Source organism: Methylobacterium sp. CM6241, from assembly GCF_054817845.1.
This window is the reverse complement of record NZ_CM139246.1, coordinates 855,076-870,712: the sequence shown is the minus strand read 5'-3', so window position 1 is coordinate 870,712 and position 15,637 is coordinate 855,076. Positions and strand designations below refer to the sequence as shown.

Here is a 15,637-nt window from a genome sequence, read left to right as displayed (position 1 = left end):
TCTGACAATCGGCTGGAAATCCGGCGATCCCTCTGTCACACCTTCGCAAACGGCATCGGCACAGGCCATCGGGGAGCGTGGACCATGACGCAGCGCGCGCGATTCGCAGGGGTTGCGGCGGCTCTGGCCCTCCTCGTCCTGCCGGTTCAGGCGCAAGGCCCCGCCCAGGCGCCTGCCCGTGCGGCACCGGCGGCCGACCCCGCTTTCGAGGCGGCGAAGGCGGCTTTCGAGCCCCTGCCGGAGGCGGAGAGGAAGGGCCTGCAGGACGCCCTGGTCTGGACCGGCGACTACAACAGCGTCATCACCGGCACGTTTGGGCGCCGCACCTATGACGCCCTGCTCTCCTACCAGAGGCGTGCCGGCAACCCGGCGCCCGGCTTCCCGGACGCGAGGATGCGGGCGGCGATCCTCGCAGCCGGCGAGATGGCTCGGAAGGCGGCGCGCTTCACCGTGAAGCCCGATTCGGCGAGCGGCGTCATGATCGGCGTGCCCGAGCGGCTACTCGCCAAGCGCAGCCCTCAGGCCGGCGGAACCCGCTGGCAGGGCGGGGATGGCCGCGTCACCCTCGACACGAAGTCCTTCGCTCCAGACGAGACCAGCCTCGACGCCCTGTTCACCCGCATCACCGCGCCGGGCCCCGACCGCAAGGTCACCTACAAGATCAAGCGGCCGGATTTCCTCGTGGTCACCGGCGAGACGGCGACGGGCAAATCCTACATCCGCTATGCCGCCGCCCCGGGGGGAGTTCGCGGCTTCACCATCGGCTACGACAAGGCCCTCGGGCCGGATGTAGACCGCTTGGTCATCGCCGTCGCCAACAGCTTCGTACCGTTCCCGGAGACGGCCGATGCCGCTCCTGCCCAGGTAGCGGTCAAGCCCGGTGGGACACTCGACAGGTCCACGCCGGCTCCGGCGGTGAAAGCCCTGCCGCCTCTGGTCCGCGCCGCTGTGACGACAGGCATCGGCCTCGTCGTCGCCCCGGGGCGTGTCCTGACAAGCTCCTCGGTCCTGGAGACCTGTGCGGCACCACGGATCGCCGGCGCGGCAGCACGCATCGTCAAGGTGGATGCAGGCCGCGGTCTGGCACTTCTCGAAGGGACCGGCGCGAAGGGCCGCGTTGCCACCCTGGCCTCGAAAGGGAGCGCGTTGACGCCGGGCGATGCGCTCGTGGTCCTGGGGGCCGATGCGGGAGGCGGGATCGCCGTCTCGTCGGGCCAAGCCGCCGGGGATCGGCTCTCCGCGCCGCTACAGCCCGGATCGTCGGGGGCCATCGTGCTCGACCGGGACGGAGCCCTGGCGGGCCTTGTCGCCCGCTATCCGTCGTCGCCCCGTCTCGTCGCCGGTGTGGCGCCGCCAATGAGCTACCCGATGGTCGATGGCCTCGTGGCCTTCGCGTTCCTGGCCGAGAACGGCATCTCGCCGGGGGCGGCCAGCGGCGGATCGGGTTCCACCCTCGGCGCGGTCGCCTCCAGGGTGGCTGACTCGGTGGTCGGCCTCACCTGTCCATAAGGATCGCGTTGTCCCGGATGCATGACCTGCGGGGCGCCGGAACGCCCCGCAGATCCGGTCGTGCGGTCAGAGGCGTCCCGTGACCAGAAGCACGATCAGGATGATGATGAGGATACCGCCCAGACCGAAGCTCTGCCCGCGATAAGCGCCGCCACCGAGGAAGTTGCCGCCGCCGAGGACGGCGAGGATCAGAATGATGAGCAGGATGGTGGTCAGGGTCATGGGAAAGAAACTCCGGTCACGCCCAACCAACATTGCTTGAGCTTGACCGGTGCAACGTCCATCCGCCGATTCCGTTCAACGCGACCGCGTCACGATGATGCAGATTGATGACGGTGTTGCAGGAAAGTCGATTTCAGCCCCAGCAGCACGGTCGGACGGCCATGAGACGCACCCGTCACCGTCCGGTATCAGGCCCGCCAGTCGGGGAGATCGCCCGCCGTTTCCGTGAGCCAGGCCGGCACCGGTAACCCGCGCTCGGTAAGGAAAGCCGGGTTGAACAGCTTCGATGCGTAGCGCGCCGCCCCGTCGCAGAGAATGGTCGCGATGGTGTGGCCGGGGCCGAGAACCCGCGCGAGCCGGATCGCGCCGGCGACGTTGATCCCCGATGAGCCGCCCAGGCTGAGCCCTTCCTCGCGCATCAGCCCGAACACGATGTCCAGGGCTTCCGTGTCGGGGATGCGGAAGGAATGGTCCGGCCGGAACCCTTCGAGATTGGCGGTCACCCGGCCCTGGCCGATCCCTTCGGTGATCGAGGAGCCTTCGGCCTTCAGCGTGCCGGTGGTGTAATAGGCATGTAGCGCCGATCCCTCTGGATCGGCGAGCGCGACGGTGATTCCGGGCTTGAGCGCCCGCAAGGCCTGGGCGGTGCCGGCGAGGGTGCCCCCCGTCCCAGCGGCGCAGACGAAACCGTCGATCCGACCCTCCGTCGCGGCGAAGAGCTCGGGGCCGGTCGTGTCCACATGCGCCTGGCGGTTGGCGATGTTGTCGAACTGGTTGGCGAAGAAGGCGCCGGCGGGTTCGGTCGCAGCGAGGCGCTCGGCGAGCCGCCGCGCTACATGCACGTAATTGTCCGGGTTGGAGAACGGTACGGCCGGCACCTCGACGAGGCGGGCGCCGGCGAGGCGCAGCGTCTCCTTCTTCTCGGCCGATTGCGTCTCCGGGATGACGATGACCGTGCGGTAGCCGCGGACCGAGGCGACGAGGGCGAGCCCGATGCCGGTATTACCCGCCGTCCCCTCGACGATGGTGCCGCCCGGCCGGATCGACCCGCGCCGCTCCGCATCCGCGACGATGGACAGGGCCGCCCGGTCCTTCACCGACAGTCCGGGATTGAGGAACTCGGCCTTGCCGAGGATGGTGCAGCCGGTGAGGTCCGACGCCCTGCGCAGGTGGATCAGCGGCGTTCCGCCGATGGCGGCGAGGACGTCGCCGGTGAGGGAAGGGGTGCGCGTGGTCATGACGGGTCGGGCGTCTCCTGCGATGTGAGGAGCGACGAGCATGACCGACACGGCGTCCCGCGACCACCCACGATCACGCGGATCGCAGAAAGGTACGCGTATCTGTCGAGAAGGGGTTGCCAAGCTGAAAAGGAGATTCTAGACACCCCCACCGACGGCGGAGCGCACAACTCTCCCCCGGTCAGGTCGGCGCCCGTAGCTCAGCTGGATAGAGCACCAGACTACGAATCTGGGGGTCAGAGGTTCGAATCCTTTCGGGCGCGCCAACACTTAGCTAGGTTTCCAGTCTAGCTGAAACTTCCAGGAGCCATGCTACGGGTAACACCGTGAGCGCCCTGTGAAATTAACCCTACCCTATCTCATTCTTGATCCTGCTTCATCGTTCAAGCGACTGACTCGCTGTCCGATCGATTCGGACGTGCCTTTCCGTGCTGCGCCGTTCGGGACGGATGAAACCAAGGCTATTCTGACGCTTTGATCGATTACGATCCGCCACGGGTTGGCGATCGTTGGCGAACGAAGCCGAAGGAGGGAAGGGTGCCGAGACGTGTCGCGGAGCTGAGAGGAGATCCGGCATTCGCTCAGGCCGTGCATGCGGTGCGGGGAGCCGCGAGCGTCTTGAGCGGACGTGCCGTTACGCAGGAGGAAGCGGAACTGCTGGTGAGCTTCGCACTCGCTGCCTATGCGAATGCGGGCGGTCTGACCGAGCCCAGCCTGAGCCGCCTTTCGCAATTCTCGAACACGCTGCCGTCCCAGGAGAAGTTCGAGACCCTCCTGAAACACTGATGTCGTTTCGAGACTTGTCGAGCCAAGCGACAGAGGCTGGCTCTCGTCAAAGAGCCGCCTCGCAAGATCCGATCTCCACCATCAGGGAGCTTTCCATGCAGGATACACCCGAAGCCGATAAGGCCGCGCGCGACATCGCGGAGAACGTTCTGGCTGCCTATGTCAGGCAGGTGAATTCGCGGATCCACCCAGGCGTCGAGCAGACCCTCGTCACGCGTCTGGCCGAGGCCATTCGTCCCCGGATGGATGCTGCGGCGGAAGACCTTGTCGCGATCGCCAATGCGGTACTCGACGATGTCGAGTTGACCGCCCCCGAGATGCGCGGACCCAGGATGACATCCCTGAACCCGATCGACAGATCCGTCACGGCGGCTTTGCGCTGACGGTCGACGCAGCCGGCGAGAAGCGTCCCGCGCGTGGGGGCATGGGTCGAGCACCTGACGGGGGAGACCATCTGCCATGAGCCGGAGCCGGGATACCTCCTCCACCGCTCTGGATGTGGTTGGCCGGCTGTCGGAAGTTTCTCGGCTCGCGGGCCAGCTGGTAGACCGTGTCCTCGGCGCCCAGATCGCCAGTCAACCCATTCCCGAAGCGCAGATCCATGCGCTGCTCGATGCCGCCATCATCCTCGATGCCTATGCGATGAAGCTGCCACCGCTGCTTGAGCAGATGATCGGCAAGGTCGAGGATGACGAGAGGGACAATCCGGCGGCGGGTTGCAAGGCCGATGGTGCGGGGGTGGACGCCGAGCGCCGGGCTTGGCCGTCGCCCCACTCCGAGGGGACAAAGGATTGAGAGAACCCTTTGGTCGCGGGATCATCGACCGGTTCGTCAGAGTTGATCGATCACACCCATAGCACGGAGGCAGTTCCATGGCCGACATCCGTCATTCGCGCCCCGACCCAATCGAGCAGGGCGCGCAGGCCCGCATCCATGGTCATCCCAAGGATGCATGTCCCTATCCTCGCGATAGCGAGGAGCGTTTATCCTGGATGGAAGGGTATGACGGCACGCCGCGCGAGGAAGAGCCGGTCCGACCATCGTACGAAAGGCGTCTTTGAGCGGAAGCCGGGCGCGGCCCATCGCGTGAGAGAAGGAAGGGCCGCGTCTGTAAACAAAGCGCGACGGACGGTCAGGCTGCCGTCCGCGCCTCGTAATAGAACGCGGCAATTTCATCGATCAAATCGCGCTTCTGCTCATCGATCAGATCCGAGAGGATGTCGTCACCTTCCCGGTCGATGGCCGATACGAGGCGGATGTCGGGGAAAACTCCCTCGAACGTCACCAGCACTTCCGCCTGGGCGTAGGGATCATGGGGGTCGAGACAGTGATGGCTCATCATTGGGCAAACGGCGCTCACTTCGGTCAAGAACGAAAATGCCATACACGCGGTCCGCCCAGGATAATATATAGCATGATAATGCTTATTCGCGCATCGGGGCGGCACGCCGCCACGCTCTGACCCATTTTGGCGGGGAGCGGCGGCGCGTCGGATACCGCAACGCGGCCCCCGTTTCGACCGCAACGCGACCCCCCTTCGACCGCCATCCATCGGTCCTTGGCCTCAGTCCGGCGGAACGGCGCATCCTCCCGATGGTTGTCGGCGCGGAGGGCCACCAATGCGCGCAGTGATTTTCGATATCGACGGGACGCTGCTCGACAGTGTCGACCTGCATGCCCAGGCCTGGGTCGATGCCTTCGCCCATTTCGGGGTGGAGACCGATCCCGCTCTGGTCCGGCGCCAGATCGGCAAGGGCGGCGACGAGCTGATGCCGGTCTTCCTGCCGCCGGATCGCGTCGCTCGCGAGGGCGAGACGATCGAGGCTTACCGCTCCGACCTGTTCAAGCGCGAGTACCTGGATCGGGTGCGGCCGTTCCCCGGGGTGAGAGCTTTGTTCGAGCGGATCAGGGCAGCGGATCTACGGATCGCCCTGGGGTCCTCGGGCAAGAAGGACGAAGTCGAGCATTATCAGGAGTTGCTCGGCATCGCCGACCTCGTCGACGTCGTTACGTCTTCGGATGATGTGGAGCGCTCCAAGCCCCATCCCGACATCTTCGAATCGGCCCTGAAGAAACTCGCGCCCCTCGAACCTCGATCGATCCTCGTGGTCGGCGATACGCCCTACGATGCGGAGGCCGCGGCCAAAGCCGGTCTCTCGACGATCGGCGTCCTCTGTGGCGGCTTCCCCGCTGCGGACCTGTCGAAGGCCGGCTGCATCGCGATCTATCGAGACCCGCAGGATCTGCTCGCCGGTTTCGATCGCTCTCCCCTCGTCGCCTGACATCGCCCCATCGGTCCGACACTCCGTCGGAGCGCAGGTCAGGGGCTCGCTTCGTCGCAGCCTGGAACAGGGGCGAGTGGTCGTTCTTATCAGAATGACGCTGCGCACCGCCTGGATGCGAAGTAACGGAGCCAATAAAGATGATGACGATTCGTCGAAGCCTTGCCGTAGCGGCGGCCGTACTCATTGCGGGTCCGGCTTATTCCCAAAGCAAGCCTCTGGCGCCACCGGCAACCGATGCGATGCCGCCGGTCGAACTGACGGTTGCACTCGAGAATGGAAAGCCCGTCTGCAGTCCGGCCGAGTTGCGGCTGCCCGCCGACACCAATGTGGAGCTTCATATCGTCAGCACGGCGAACGCGCCCGTAACGATCACCGCCGAGGGACAGTTCGAGAACGCCAAGGTGCTGCACGCGGATGGCGACCTCGTCCACGTCATGAGCGAGAAGGGCTACACCGTGAAGCAGAACGGCAAGGGCGTGCTGCGGTTGCGGACCATGAAGGCGGGCGAGACCGCCTATGGCTGCACCAGCACCCGTAATGCCGATGCCCCCTTCGTCGGCAAGCTGATCCTGACGCCACCCGCCGGATGACCAGATGGCGCTCCGGCTCAAAGCCGTGCGCCGTCATCTTCTTGGCCGGCTGCTCTGCCCCTGGCAACTCTTCGGAGATCCGCCTGTCCGGCCACCATTCTCAGTGTCGTTAAGCTATGTCTTAACCGGAAAGCCTCAAGAACCCAGTCTTGAGCGCTGTCGATGCGAGCCATCGCCCTGACCGGCCATCACGGCGCGAACAATCATGCTCGATTGTGAAGGCGCGAGACAATGGCCGTACCGGGTTCAGCACCAGCCAGCCGCAGCGACGGCAAGACCGCCCTGCTGTATCAATTCCAAGATCGCGACGGGACGTACCATTTCGCCGGGGAGGACCATATCGACGGGGTCCTGATCGGCGCGAAATGGACGATCGGCACGCTGACCTACAGCTTTCCCACGAGCGGGAGCTTCTACGAAGGGTCCGGTTATGAGGAAAATCCGGGTCAGTTCGGAGACCCCCTCTACCACCAGGCCTTCGATCCGCAGCAGCAGGAGGCGACGCGCTACACCCTCGACCTCGTGGCTTCCTACACCAACCTGAATTTCCAGGAGATCACCGAGACCGCCACGACCCATGCCGAGCTGCGCTTCAGCCAGACCTTCTGGAAAGAGGAGGGCTCGGCCCATGCCAACTTCCCGTCGAGCAATCTCCAAGCCGGGGATGTCTGGTTCGGAACCTACTCCGACCAGCCGTTCTACAGCGTTCCGGCGATCGGAAACTGGGGCCAGGCAACGAACATGCACGAGATCGGGCATGCGCTCGGCCTGAAGCATGGCCATCAAGATTATACCTACGTCCCCCTGAATGGCGACCTCGGTCTCGCCGGTAGCCCGCCCCGCTACGGCACGGCGGCGCTTCCCCTGGAGAAGGACGGGCAGGATTGGTCGCTGATGACCTACCGGTCCGACCCGACCAATTTCGATCATCCGTTCGAAGGCGAGGGGTTCAACCAGCCTCAGACCTACATGCAGGACGACATCGCCGCCCTGCAATTCCTCTACGGCGCCAATTTCAAGACCCAGAGTGGCAACACGACCTATCGCTGGGACACCAAGACCGGCGAGCTATCCATCGACGGCATCGGCCAGGGCGCTCCGACCTCCAACAAGATCTCCATGACCGTCTGGGACGGCAACGGCCGGGACACCTACGATCTCTCCAATTATGCGACCGCCCTCGACGTGGATCTCCGCCCGGGGGCTTTCTCGACCTTCTCCACCGCGCAGCTCGTCAACCATCAGGCCTATAGCGGCGGCGACGCGATCGCGGTCGGCAACGTCGCCAACGCGCTCCTGCACCAGGGCGATCCCCGCTCCCTGATCGAGAACGCCATCGGCGGCCGGGGGCATGACCGGATCGTCGGAAACACGGCCGATAACAGGCTCGACGGTGGCCTCTCGTCCGACAAGATGTTCGGCCTGACCGGGAACGACACCTACCTCGTCGATGACGGGCGCGACGTGGTGGTGGAGTGGGCCGGCCAGGGAACCGACTACGTGCGGAGCAGCGTCTCCTACGCGCTCGGCGAGAATGTCGAGCACCTGATCCTCATCGGCAATGCCGCGACGAAGGCCACCGGCAACGATGGGGCGAATGCGCTGCGCGGCAATGCGGGCGACAATGCCCTCAATGGCGGGTCCGGACACGACCGGCTCTACGGCAATGACGGCGCTGACACGCTCCTCGGCGGCCTGGGCAACGACCGGCTCGAAGGCGGCGCCGGCAACGACAGGCTCTATGGCGGTTGGGGCAACGACGTTCTCATCGGCGACAGGGGCGACAACGTCTTGATCGGCGGGCGCGGAGACGACCAGTTCTTCCTCGGCGCGGGAGCCAACCGCTCGGTTTTCGACATCCATTCGGGACACGACACGCTGTTCGATTTCAGCGCCTCGAGCGGTGACCGGATCGATCTCTCCGGGCAGAGCTATGCCGTCGGGCGATCCTCCGACGGCTATGCCCTGCTCACCCTGTCGGGCGGCGGTACGGTCGAGCTCGACCATATCCGAGTCTCGCAGGTCGATTCGGGTTTCTTCGTCTGAGAACAGACCTCGCTGAGTCTGACTCATCGAGGCCTGCCCGCGCGACGGCGCGGGGGCGGTCGTGCGCCGGATCTCACTGATCCTGACCTATGGGTCAGGATCAGTGAGACCGGGTATGAGGCCGTTCATGCCGCATGGTCCGCTTGCAAACCCCATCTCGCCATGGCGGCCGATTGCCGTGCCGCCCGGTCACTCGGTCGCTGGGCGTTTGTTCAAGGGGCTCTCAGGGGAAAGGCGGCCGATTCATCGCTGCTCTTCCACAACGATCGATAAAAGCCCCGCAATGCCGGGTGAGACCTGTTCGCTCTCTTCAGTCTGCAAACAAGCCGATGACTATTGCTGAATGTTAGCCGCCACATAAAGTAAGAATTAATTAATACTTAAGCTTCGTGGGCGATATCGCGCTTGCACATGCAAATGGAGGGCGCAGTCTTCCATGGGTAAGACGGCAACGAATAGGCTATATAATGCTATTTAACAGGGCCGTGAAAGCAGCGACCTCTCGCAATACTCTCTTCGGAGGATTTTCCGGCGTCGCCTCCAAAGCGACGGCGTCGATCGTGATCTCCCTGTTCCTGGTCCTGATCTGCCTGTCGCTATACTTGTTTACGAGCCAGTCTCAGGAAGTCGAGAGGGCGGTCAGGCTGAGCGCCACCAATCTCGGAAACGCCGCGTCCCGGAACGTCAGCAATTGGTTGATCGGCAAATCCGACTTGGCGGAAATGGCCACCCAGCAGATCGTCAAGGGAATGGACGACCGTCAGATCGACAAGGTTCTGGGATCGCCGGCCATGACCAAGTCGTTCATTCTCAGTTCCTTCGGGGACGTCCGGGGGAATTACACGAAGATCCCGAAGGGCCCCATCCGGCCAGGATACGATGCACGCGAGCGTCCTTGGTTCAAGGCTGCGGTCGAAGCCGGGGGCGTCGCCATGACGGACCCCTATATTGCCGCCAGCACCCAGGAAATGACCATCACGATTTCAGCGCCGGTCTATGACGAGACGAAGGAGCTGTTCGGCGTGATCGGCAACGACTTCAGTGTCGATGTCCTTTCGAAGATGATCAACGAGGTCGATATCGGTGGTTTCGGCTACGCCTACCTGGTCTCGAAGACCGGTAAGATCCTCGTCCATTCAAAGGCCGAGCTCCTCGGAAAGCCGCTTTCCGACTTGGTCTCCGGACCCCTTCCGCCGATCGGACCGGCTTTCACGGAGGTGACGGAGGAGGGCCGTTCTACGCTCATGACCTTCGTTCGCGTGCCCAACCTGCCGCCCGCGATGGAATGGTACGTCGCCTTGTCGATCGATCAGGCCAAGGCGTTCGCCCCCGTCCAGCGCCTCAAGTTCGTGATGATCGTCGCAACGCTCTCGGCCCTGGTCATCATGGCCCTCGTCGTCAGCCAGCTCCTGTCACGCACGGTCGCCCGTCCGCTGGGAAGTCTCGTGAAGGTTCTGGAGCACATGTCCGCCGGTCACATCGACACCGAGATCAAGGCCGCCGCCCGGAAGGACGAGATCGGCGCGGTCGGGAGAGCGGTGGAGGGCATCAAGACGATGGTCGCCCAGAAAGCCGCCGACGTGGCCGACCGTGATCGGATCGCCAAGGAAGCCGCTCTCCGGGAGCGCCAGAGCACGATGATGGCGATGGCCGACGATTTCGAGAGGTCCTTCAGCAGTGTCATCGGGCTCGTCGCCTCGTCGGCCACGGAGCTTCAGGCCACGGCCCAGACGATGACATCGGCCGCCAGGCAGACGGCCGGTCGGTCGACCACCGTGGCGGCGGCGGCCGAGGAGGCGGCGACCAACGTCAACACCGTCGCGGCCGCGGCCGAGGAACTGGGATCGTCCGTGCAGGAGATCGGGCGTCAGGTCGATGGCTCCGCCAATCTCGCGCAATCCGCCGTGTCCGAGGCCAGCGAGACACGCCGTCTCGTGGAGGAACTGAGCGGCAGCGTCGCGCGCATCGACGCGGTGGTCGAGATGATCTCGACGATCGCGAGCCAGACGAACCTGCTCGCCCTCAACGCCACCATCGAAGCGGCGCGGGCCGGGGAAGCGGGACGCGGATTTGCCGTTGTCGCCGCCGAGGTCAAGGAACTCGCCAACCAGACGGCCCAGGCCACCAAGGAGATCTCCGGGCAGATCGCGCGTGTTCAGGGCTCCACCGAGCAGACGGTCCATGCGATCGGCGAGATCGCAGGCCGCCTCCAGGAGATCAATGGTGTCGCGACCGCCATCGCTTCCGCGGTGGAAGAGCAGGGGGCGGCGACCCAGGAGATCGTGCGGAACGTGGCCGAAGCGGCGGCCGGAACGAAGGAGGTGACCTACAACATCTCCGGCGTGGCAGGCGCCGCCGAGGAAACGGAAGCCGCCGCCGCCCAGGTGCTCGTCTCGGCGTCCGAACTCTCGCGTCACTCCGAGTATCTCTCGAGCGAGGTCGGCCGCTTCCTGGCGACCGTGCGGGCCGCCTGACCCCGAGGGGAACACGTCGTCGGGTTTGGACGGACGAGAATGGAAGGGGTGGGACGCCACCGGGCGGCGTCCCACCCCTCGTGCCCTTGGAGGAAGCCGGACGGCGCCGGCCAGACCCGGCCTCACCCCGCCCCCGCCTCCACGACCCTGACCACGCTGCGGCCGTTGCCGCGCTTCTCCACCCGGACCTGCACGGCGATGCGCTCGATCATCGCCGCCACATGGGTGATGACGCCGACCTTGCGGCCGCGGCCCTGGAGCGTCTCCAGGGCGTCCACGGCGAGGTCGAGGGTCTCGGCGTCGAGGGAGCCGAAGCCTTCGTCGATGAAGAGCGTGTCGACGAAGGAATCGCGGCCCTCCAGACCGGACAAGGCAAGGGCGAGGGCGAGGGAGACGAGGAAGCGCTCGCCGCCCGAGAGGCTGCGGGTGGCGCGCACCTCCTCGCCCATGTCCCGGTCGACCACGTGGAGGGAGAGGTTGGCCGGGTCGCCGCGCACCAGCCGGTAGCGCGGGCTCAGGGCCAGCAGGTGCTCGTTGGCGAGCCGGACCAGGTGCTCCAGCGTCACCCCTTGCGCGAAGAGGCGGAACTTGATGCCGCTGGCCGAGCCCACGGCGTCGTTCACCGCCTCCCAGACAGAGAAGTCGGCGCGTGCCTCGGTGATCGCCGCCTCCAGCCCCGCCGCGCGCAGGCGCGCCGCGTCGTCCCGTTCGAGATCAGCCGTGATGGCGCCGAGACCCTGTTGATGGGCGGTGATCGTCTCGCCGAGGCCGGACGCCGCCGCTTGCGTGGCGGGACCGTCGATCTCGGGCGCGTCGAGCAGGTTTGCGAGGTCGGCCCGCCGCGTGGCGAGGGCGGTCTCCGCTTCGCGGGCTTCCGCCATGCGCGCATCCACGGCGAGGCGCAGGGAGGAGCGGATCTCCGGCGCGAGGGCGAGGGCCTCCCGCACGGCCTCGACACTGCGCGGGGCGCAGGCGGACGTGAAGACGGCATCGGCCTCCTCACGCAGCCGCCGGGCCGCGTCGCGGGAAGAGGTCCCGTGCTCGGCCGCCGTCACCGCCGAGGCGAGGGCGGCGAGGGCGGCGGCGCGGGCCTCCTCCGCCCGTTTCAGCGCATCGCGGGCGAGCTTGCGCGCGTCGTTGGTCCGGGTCCGATGCAGGCCGGTCTCCTCGCCGCCGAGGAGGGGCGCCCGTTCGGCCCGCAGCTCGGCGAGCTTTTCGGAACGGGCCAGCGCCTGGCGTCCGGCCGCGTCCGCGGCGGCACGGGTGAAGTCCAGGGCCTCGACCGCGCCGGCACGACGCGACGCGAGGGCCTGGACCTCCCGCTCGAGCTCGTCGCGCTGCCGGTCGAGGGTGCGGTGCACGGCGGCGATCTCGGCCACGCGCCTGGCCGCGCCAGCCCCGTCCCGGTCGAGATCGGCCAGCGACAGGCCGGCGCAAGCGAGATAGGGCGCGATCTCGCGGGCAAGGGAGTCGAGCCGCTCCGTATGGCCCAAAACGCGGACCGTCTCGCCGTTGGCGGTGAGTTCGGCCAGACGCAGGGCCTCGCGCTCGGCGGCGCGGGACAGTTCCGCCGCCTCGATCTCCCGGCCACCGGCCTCGATCCGCGTCGCGACGGCGTCGATCTCGCCGCGCAATGTCCCGGCCCGCTCCAGCGCGGCCAGCAGCGGCTCGCGTGCGACCTTGAGGGCATCGATCAGGCCCGTGAGCATGGACACCGCCTCGGCATCGAGCCTTGCCGGGACATGTCCGCCGACCGCCGCATCGCCATGGGTGGCGAGGAGGTGCGGGTGGAGTAGCGCATAGGCGGCGTTGGCGCGGTCCAGCGTCTCGATGGCGGCTGCCGCTGCCTGCTCGGTATTGCTCAACCTCGCACCGGCGGCGGCGCGTGCCGACGCTGCCTCCGCCTGGGATTGTCCGGCGGCGGCGATGGCCGCATCCTGCTCCGCGCGCTGCGCCTTCAGTGCCGCCGCCACCCGCCCGAGCCCATCCTGATCCTGGTCCCGGGCATGCGGATGATCGGTGGCGCCGCAGACCGGGCAGGGCTGATCCTCGATCAGCACGCTGCGCAGATGGGCGGCCTGCTGCGAGACGGCCTCCTCGGCCAGCTCCGCCAGAGGGGCGACGGCCTTTCGCAGCTCGACCGCGCGGGCCTGCCGGGCGGCGGCCTCTTCGCTGGCCAACCGCGCGGATTCGAGGGCCAACCTCGCGGATTCCGCCTCTGTCCTGGCCCGTTCGAGGGCGAGGGACGCCTCCGCGTGGCTGCGCGCGAGGGGCAGCGCCTCGCGCAGCTGCTCGGCGAGCCGGTCGATCGTGCCCGAGCGCGCCCGTGCCGAGGCTTCGCCGACCTGTTCGAGCTCGGTGCTCAGCGCTGCCCGGCGCTCGGCCGCTTGCGTCCGCGCCGCCTTCGCCTGTGTGATCGCCCGGTCCCCCGTGGCGATCGATGCCGAGAGGCGGGAGGCCTCGTCCGTGGCCTTGCGGAGATCGGCCTTGGCCTGGGCCAGTTCCGCGCCGAGGCTCGCGCGCTTGGCGAAAAGCTGCTCGGCCTCGTTCGTCCGTTGGGCGAGAAAAGCCCCGCCCGTATCGGCCGCGAACCGGGCGGCGACGTCGCTGCGCGCGGACGCTGCCGCCGCGTGACTGGCATCCAGATGGGCCAGCGCCGTCTGTGCCTCCAGAGCCTTCGCCTTGGCGGCGTCGGCCGCCTCGGCGGCAAGGGCGGATTCGGTGGCGGCCTCGCCGATCCGGGTGTCGAGTTCGGCCGCCCGCGTCCACACCGGCCCCAGCGCCTTGAACCCGGCTTCCGACGCCTCGTCCGCCTTGGCGGCCTCGTCATGAGCCACCCGCGCGGCGCCGGCCCGCGCCTCGGCCTCGCCGCGCGTCGTCAGGGCCAGTGCCAGGGCGGCTTCGGCGGCGGCGAGATCCCGCTCTGCCCGAGCCGCATTTCTCGCCGGCTCGCGAAGGGGCTCGACCGCGTCGAGCTCGGCCAGGCGAAGGCTGTCGGGCCGATGGATGTCCAGCGCCTCGCGCGCCAGGGCGAGGCGGGCTTCGGCCGCCGCCACCTGCCCCCGTGTGTCGGCGATGCGCCGTGCATGGGCCAGCGCCGCGTTCAGCTCCGCCAGACGGCCGGACAACTCCGCCACCTCGGTGAGAATGCGCGCCCGCTCGGCGTGTTTCTCCGTCCGCGCCGCCTCGTCGAGGAGGCCGACGGCGTCGCGATGAGCCTCCAGCTCCTTCACCTTGGCGCGCTCCGCCTCGGTGCCGGCATGAACCCGTTTCGAGATCTCGGAATAGATCGCCGTGCCGGTGATCTTCTCCAAGAGTTCCGCGCGCTCGCCCTCGGCAGCCAGGAGGAACGCGTCGAACTCGCCCTGGGCCAGCAGGACGGTGCGGCGGAACTGGTCGAAGGTGAGGTCGGTGAGGTCGCAGATCGCCGCGTCGACGAGGCCGGCCTTGCTGTCGCCGACGGAGCTCCCGTCCGCCAGCCGGGTGAGGGAGCGCGTCTTGTTCTGGAGACGGCCATTGGCCTTGCCGCGCGCTCGGTAGACCGACCATCGCGCGCAGTAGCTCTGCCCGTCCCGGCCGATGAAATCGACCTCGGCGAAACCCTCCGTCGCCCCCCGCCTCAGGATCGCCCGCTCGTCGCCGATGGTGATGGGATCGCCGCCGGGATCGGGCGCGCGCTCGCGGCCGCTCGTGGCGACACGCGGATAGCGCCCGTAGAGCGCGAGGCAGAGGGCGTCGAGGATGGTCGACTTGCCCGCCCCCGTCTCGCCGGTGATGGCGAAGATCCCGGTGGCGCCGATGGGGCCGCCGGACAGGTCGACGGAGAAGGGAGCCGCCAGGCTCGCGAGATTTTCGCCGCGTATCGCCAGGATGCGCAAGGGTCGTGGCCTCGTCTCAAGAAGTCAGGGGGATGCGGGGAAGGGTGTCATAGCCCAGGATGACGAGCGGACGAGGGTGATGCAGACGCCGCGCAACGATGTCCACACGCGGCGGGATGGCGGCAGGGCTTCGAACTCGGGTGAACGGGATGTGGCATGACACTGAACAAGCCACGTCGTCATTCCGGGGCCGCATCGCTGAGCCCGGAATCCAGAGCCGCTCCGTGGGCTCGATAGGGCACGCCCGGCGGATCTGGCTCGCACGCCTCTGGCGCGGCCCTCCGGGGCCGGGCTCGCCTTCGGCGCTCCGGAATGACGGCGCTGGTGCCAAAATTGGTGTGAACGGTCCCGCAGACCGGATGGCATCGACCCGCATTCGGAGCTCTTGGGATGGCGGACGCCCATAGTCGCTCATCTTGACTGCGCCCCCTCGGAGAACGCCGGAAGGAAACGAGCGGTCTCTTCGGAGGAGAAAACGAGATCGAAGAGTGCAGCATCTGCCTCGTGCCGCGCTTGGAAGCTCTTCGGCGCCTGTCATGAGGCCACATCTCACGACCTTATCGCTGACGACCCATCCGCAATCCACCCAAGCCAGCCGTAGAACGGACA

General features: G+C 67.0%; 13 protein-coding genes and 1 tRNA gene. 10 read left to right on the top strand and 4 right to left on the bottom strand.

Features of this window, described 5'->3' with window-relative positions:
• Nucleotides 1-84: 84 nt before the first annotated feature.
• Nucleotides 85-1,509 carry a trypsin-like peptidase domain-containing protein gene (locus ACYQR9_RS04020; protein ID WP_461228786.1) on the top strand — a complete coding sequence of 475 codons (1,425 nt, stop codon included), beginning with the start codon at nucleotides 85-87 and terminating at the stop codon, nucleotides 1,507-1,509.
• A 66-nt stretch (nucleotides 1,510-1,575) separates the two neighbouring features.
• On the opposite strand, the gene ACYQR9_RS04015 is transcribed toward ACYQR9_RS04020, so the two are convergent.
• Together ACYQR9_RS04015 and ACYQR9_RS04010 are read right to left on the bottom strand one after the other, a co-directional pair.
• Entirely contained in the window at nucleotides 1,576-1,731 is a 156-nt protein-coding gene (locus ACYQR9_RS04015; RefSeq protein WP_018046049.1) for a hypothetical protein, read from the bottom strand.
• 188 nt (nucleotides 1,732-1,919) lie between these two features.
• Nucleotides 1,920-2,969: a cysteine synthase A gene (locus ACYQR9_RS04010; protein WP_461228785.1), complete on the bottom strand. Its 1,050-nt coding sequence runs from the start codon at nucleotides 2,967-2,969 to the stop codon at nucleotides 1,920-1,922.
• 189 nt (nucleotides 2,970-3,158) lie between these two features.
• Here ACYQR9_RS04010 and ACYQR9_RS04005 point away from each other — a divergent pair.
• The 5 genes from ACYQR9_RS04005 to rmf all read left to right on the top strand — a co-directional run bounded on the left by ACYQR9_RS04005 (nucleotide 3,159) and on the right by rmf (nucleotide 4,816).
• Nucleotides 3,159-3,235: transfer RNA gene (locus tag ACYQR9_RS04005), tRNA-Arg, on the top strand.
• 271 nt (nucleotides 3,236-3,506) lie between these two features.
• Nucleotides 3,507-3,755, top strand: coding sequence for a hypothetical protein (locus tag ACYQR9_RS04000; RefSeq protein ID WP_461228784.1), 249 nt, complete (start codon nucleotides 3,507-3,509; stop codon nucleotides 3,753-3,755).
• A 95-nt stretch (nucleotides 3,756-3,850) separates the two neighbouring features.
• Nucleotides 3,851-4,138 (top strand): hypothetical protein, encoded by a 288-nt coding sequence (locus ACYQR9_RS03995; protein WP_461221871.1) that lies wholly within the window; start codon nucleotides 3,851-3,853, stop codon nucleotides 4,136-4,138.
• Between the two features lie 76 nt (nucleotides 4,139-4,214).
• Nucleotides 4,215-4,550, top strand: a complete 336-nt coding sequence (locus ACYQR9_RS03990) for a hypothetical protein (protein ID WP_461228783.1) — start codon at nucleotides 4,215-4,217, stop codon at nucleotides 4,548-4,550.
• 77 nt (nucleotides 4,551-4,627) lie between these two features.
• On the top strand, nucleotides 4,628-4,816 hold the full coding sequence (rmf, locus tag ACYQR9_RS03985) for a ribosome modulation factor (protein WP_207411070.1): 189 nt from the start codon (nucleotides 4,628-4,630) through the stop codon (nucleotides 4,814-4,816).
• 71 nt (nucleotides 4,817-4,887) lie between these two features.
• Here rmf and ACYQR9_RS03980 read toward each other — a convergent pair whose 3' ends face one another.
• A complete protein-coding gene (locus tag ACYQR9_RS03980; RefSeq protein ID WP_461228782.1) occupies nucleotides 4,888-5,139 on the bottom strand; it encodes a hypothetical protein in 252 nt (83 codons plus the stop codon).
• A 235-nt stretch (nucleotides 5,140-5,374) separates the two neighbouring features.
• On the opposite strand from ACYQR9_RS03980, the gene ACYQR9_RS03975 reads away from it, so the two are divergent.
• The 4 genes from ACYQR9_RS03975 to ACYQR9_RS03960 all read left to right on the top strand — a co-directional run bounded on the left by ACYQR9_RS03975 (nucleotide 5,375) and on the right by ACYQR9_RS03960 (nucleotide 11,150).
• The gene (locus ACYQR9_RS03975; RefSeq protein WP_056422673.1) at nucleotides 5,375-6,037 is read left to right on the top strand and encodes an HAD family hydrolase; all 663 of its coding nucleotides are present in this window, start codon (nucleotides 5,375-5,377) and stop codon (nucleotides 6,035-6,037) included.
• A gap of 140 nt (nucleotides 6,038-6,177) precedes the next feature.
• Nucleotides 6,178-6,630 (top strand): cupredoxin domain-containing protein, encoded by a 453-nt coding sequence (locus ACYQR9_RS03970; protein WP_156467635.1) that lies wholly within the window; start codon nucleotides 6,178-6,180, stop codon nucleotides 6,628-6,630.
• 231 nt (nucleotides 6,631-6,861) lie between these two features.
• Nucleotides 6,862-8,676 carry a M10 family metallopeptidase gene (locus ACYQR9_RS03965; protein ID WP_461228781.1) on the top strand — a complete coding sequence of 605 codons (1,815 nt, stop codon included), beginning with the start codon at nucleotides 6,862-6,864 and terminating at the stop codon, nucleotides 8,674-8,676.
• 560 nt (nucleotides 8,677-9,236) lie between these two features.
• Entirely contained in the window at nucleotides 9,237-11,150 is a 1,914-nt protein-coding gene (locus ACYQR9_RS03960) for a methyl-accepting chemotaxis protein (RefSeq protein ID WP_461228780.1), read from the top strand.
• Nucleotides 11,151-11,272: 122 nt separating this feature from the next.
• Here the strand turns inward: ACYQR9_RS03960 and ACYQR9_RS03955 are convergent, their stop codons facing one another.
• Nucleotides 11,273-15,028 (bottom strand): AAA family ATPase, encoded by a 3,756-nt coding sequence (locus ACYQR9_RS03955; RefSeq protein WP_461228779.1) that lies wholly within the window; start codon nucleotides 15,026-15,028, stop codon nucleotides 11,273-11,275.
• Nucleotides 15,029-15,637 lie beyond the last annotated feature (609 nt).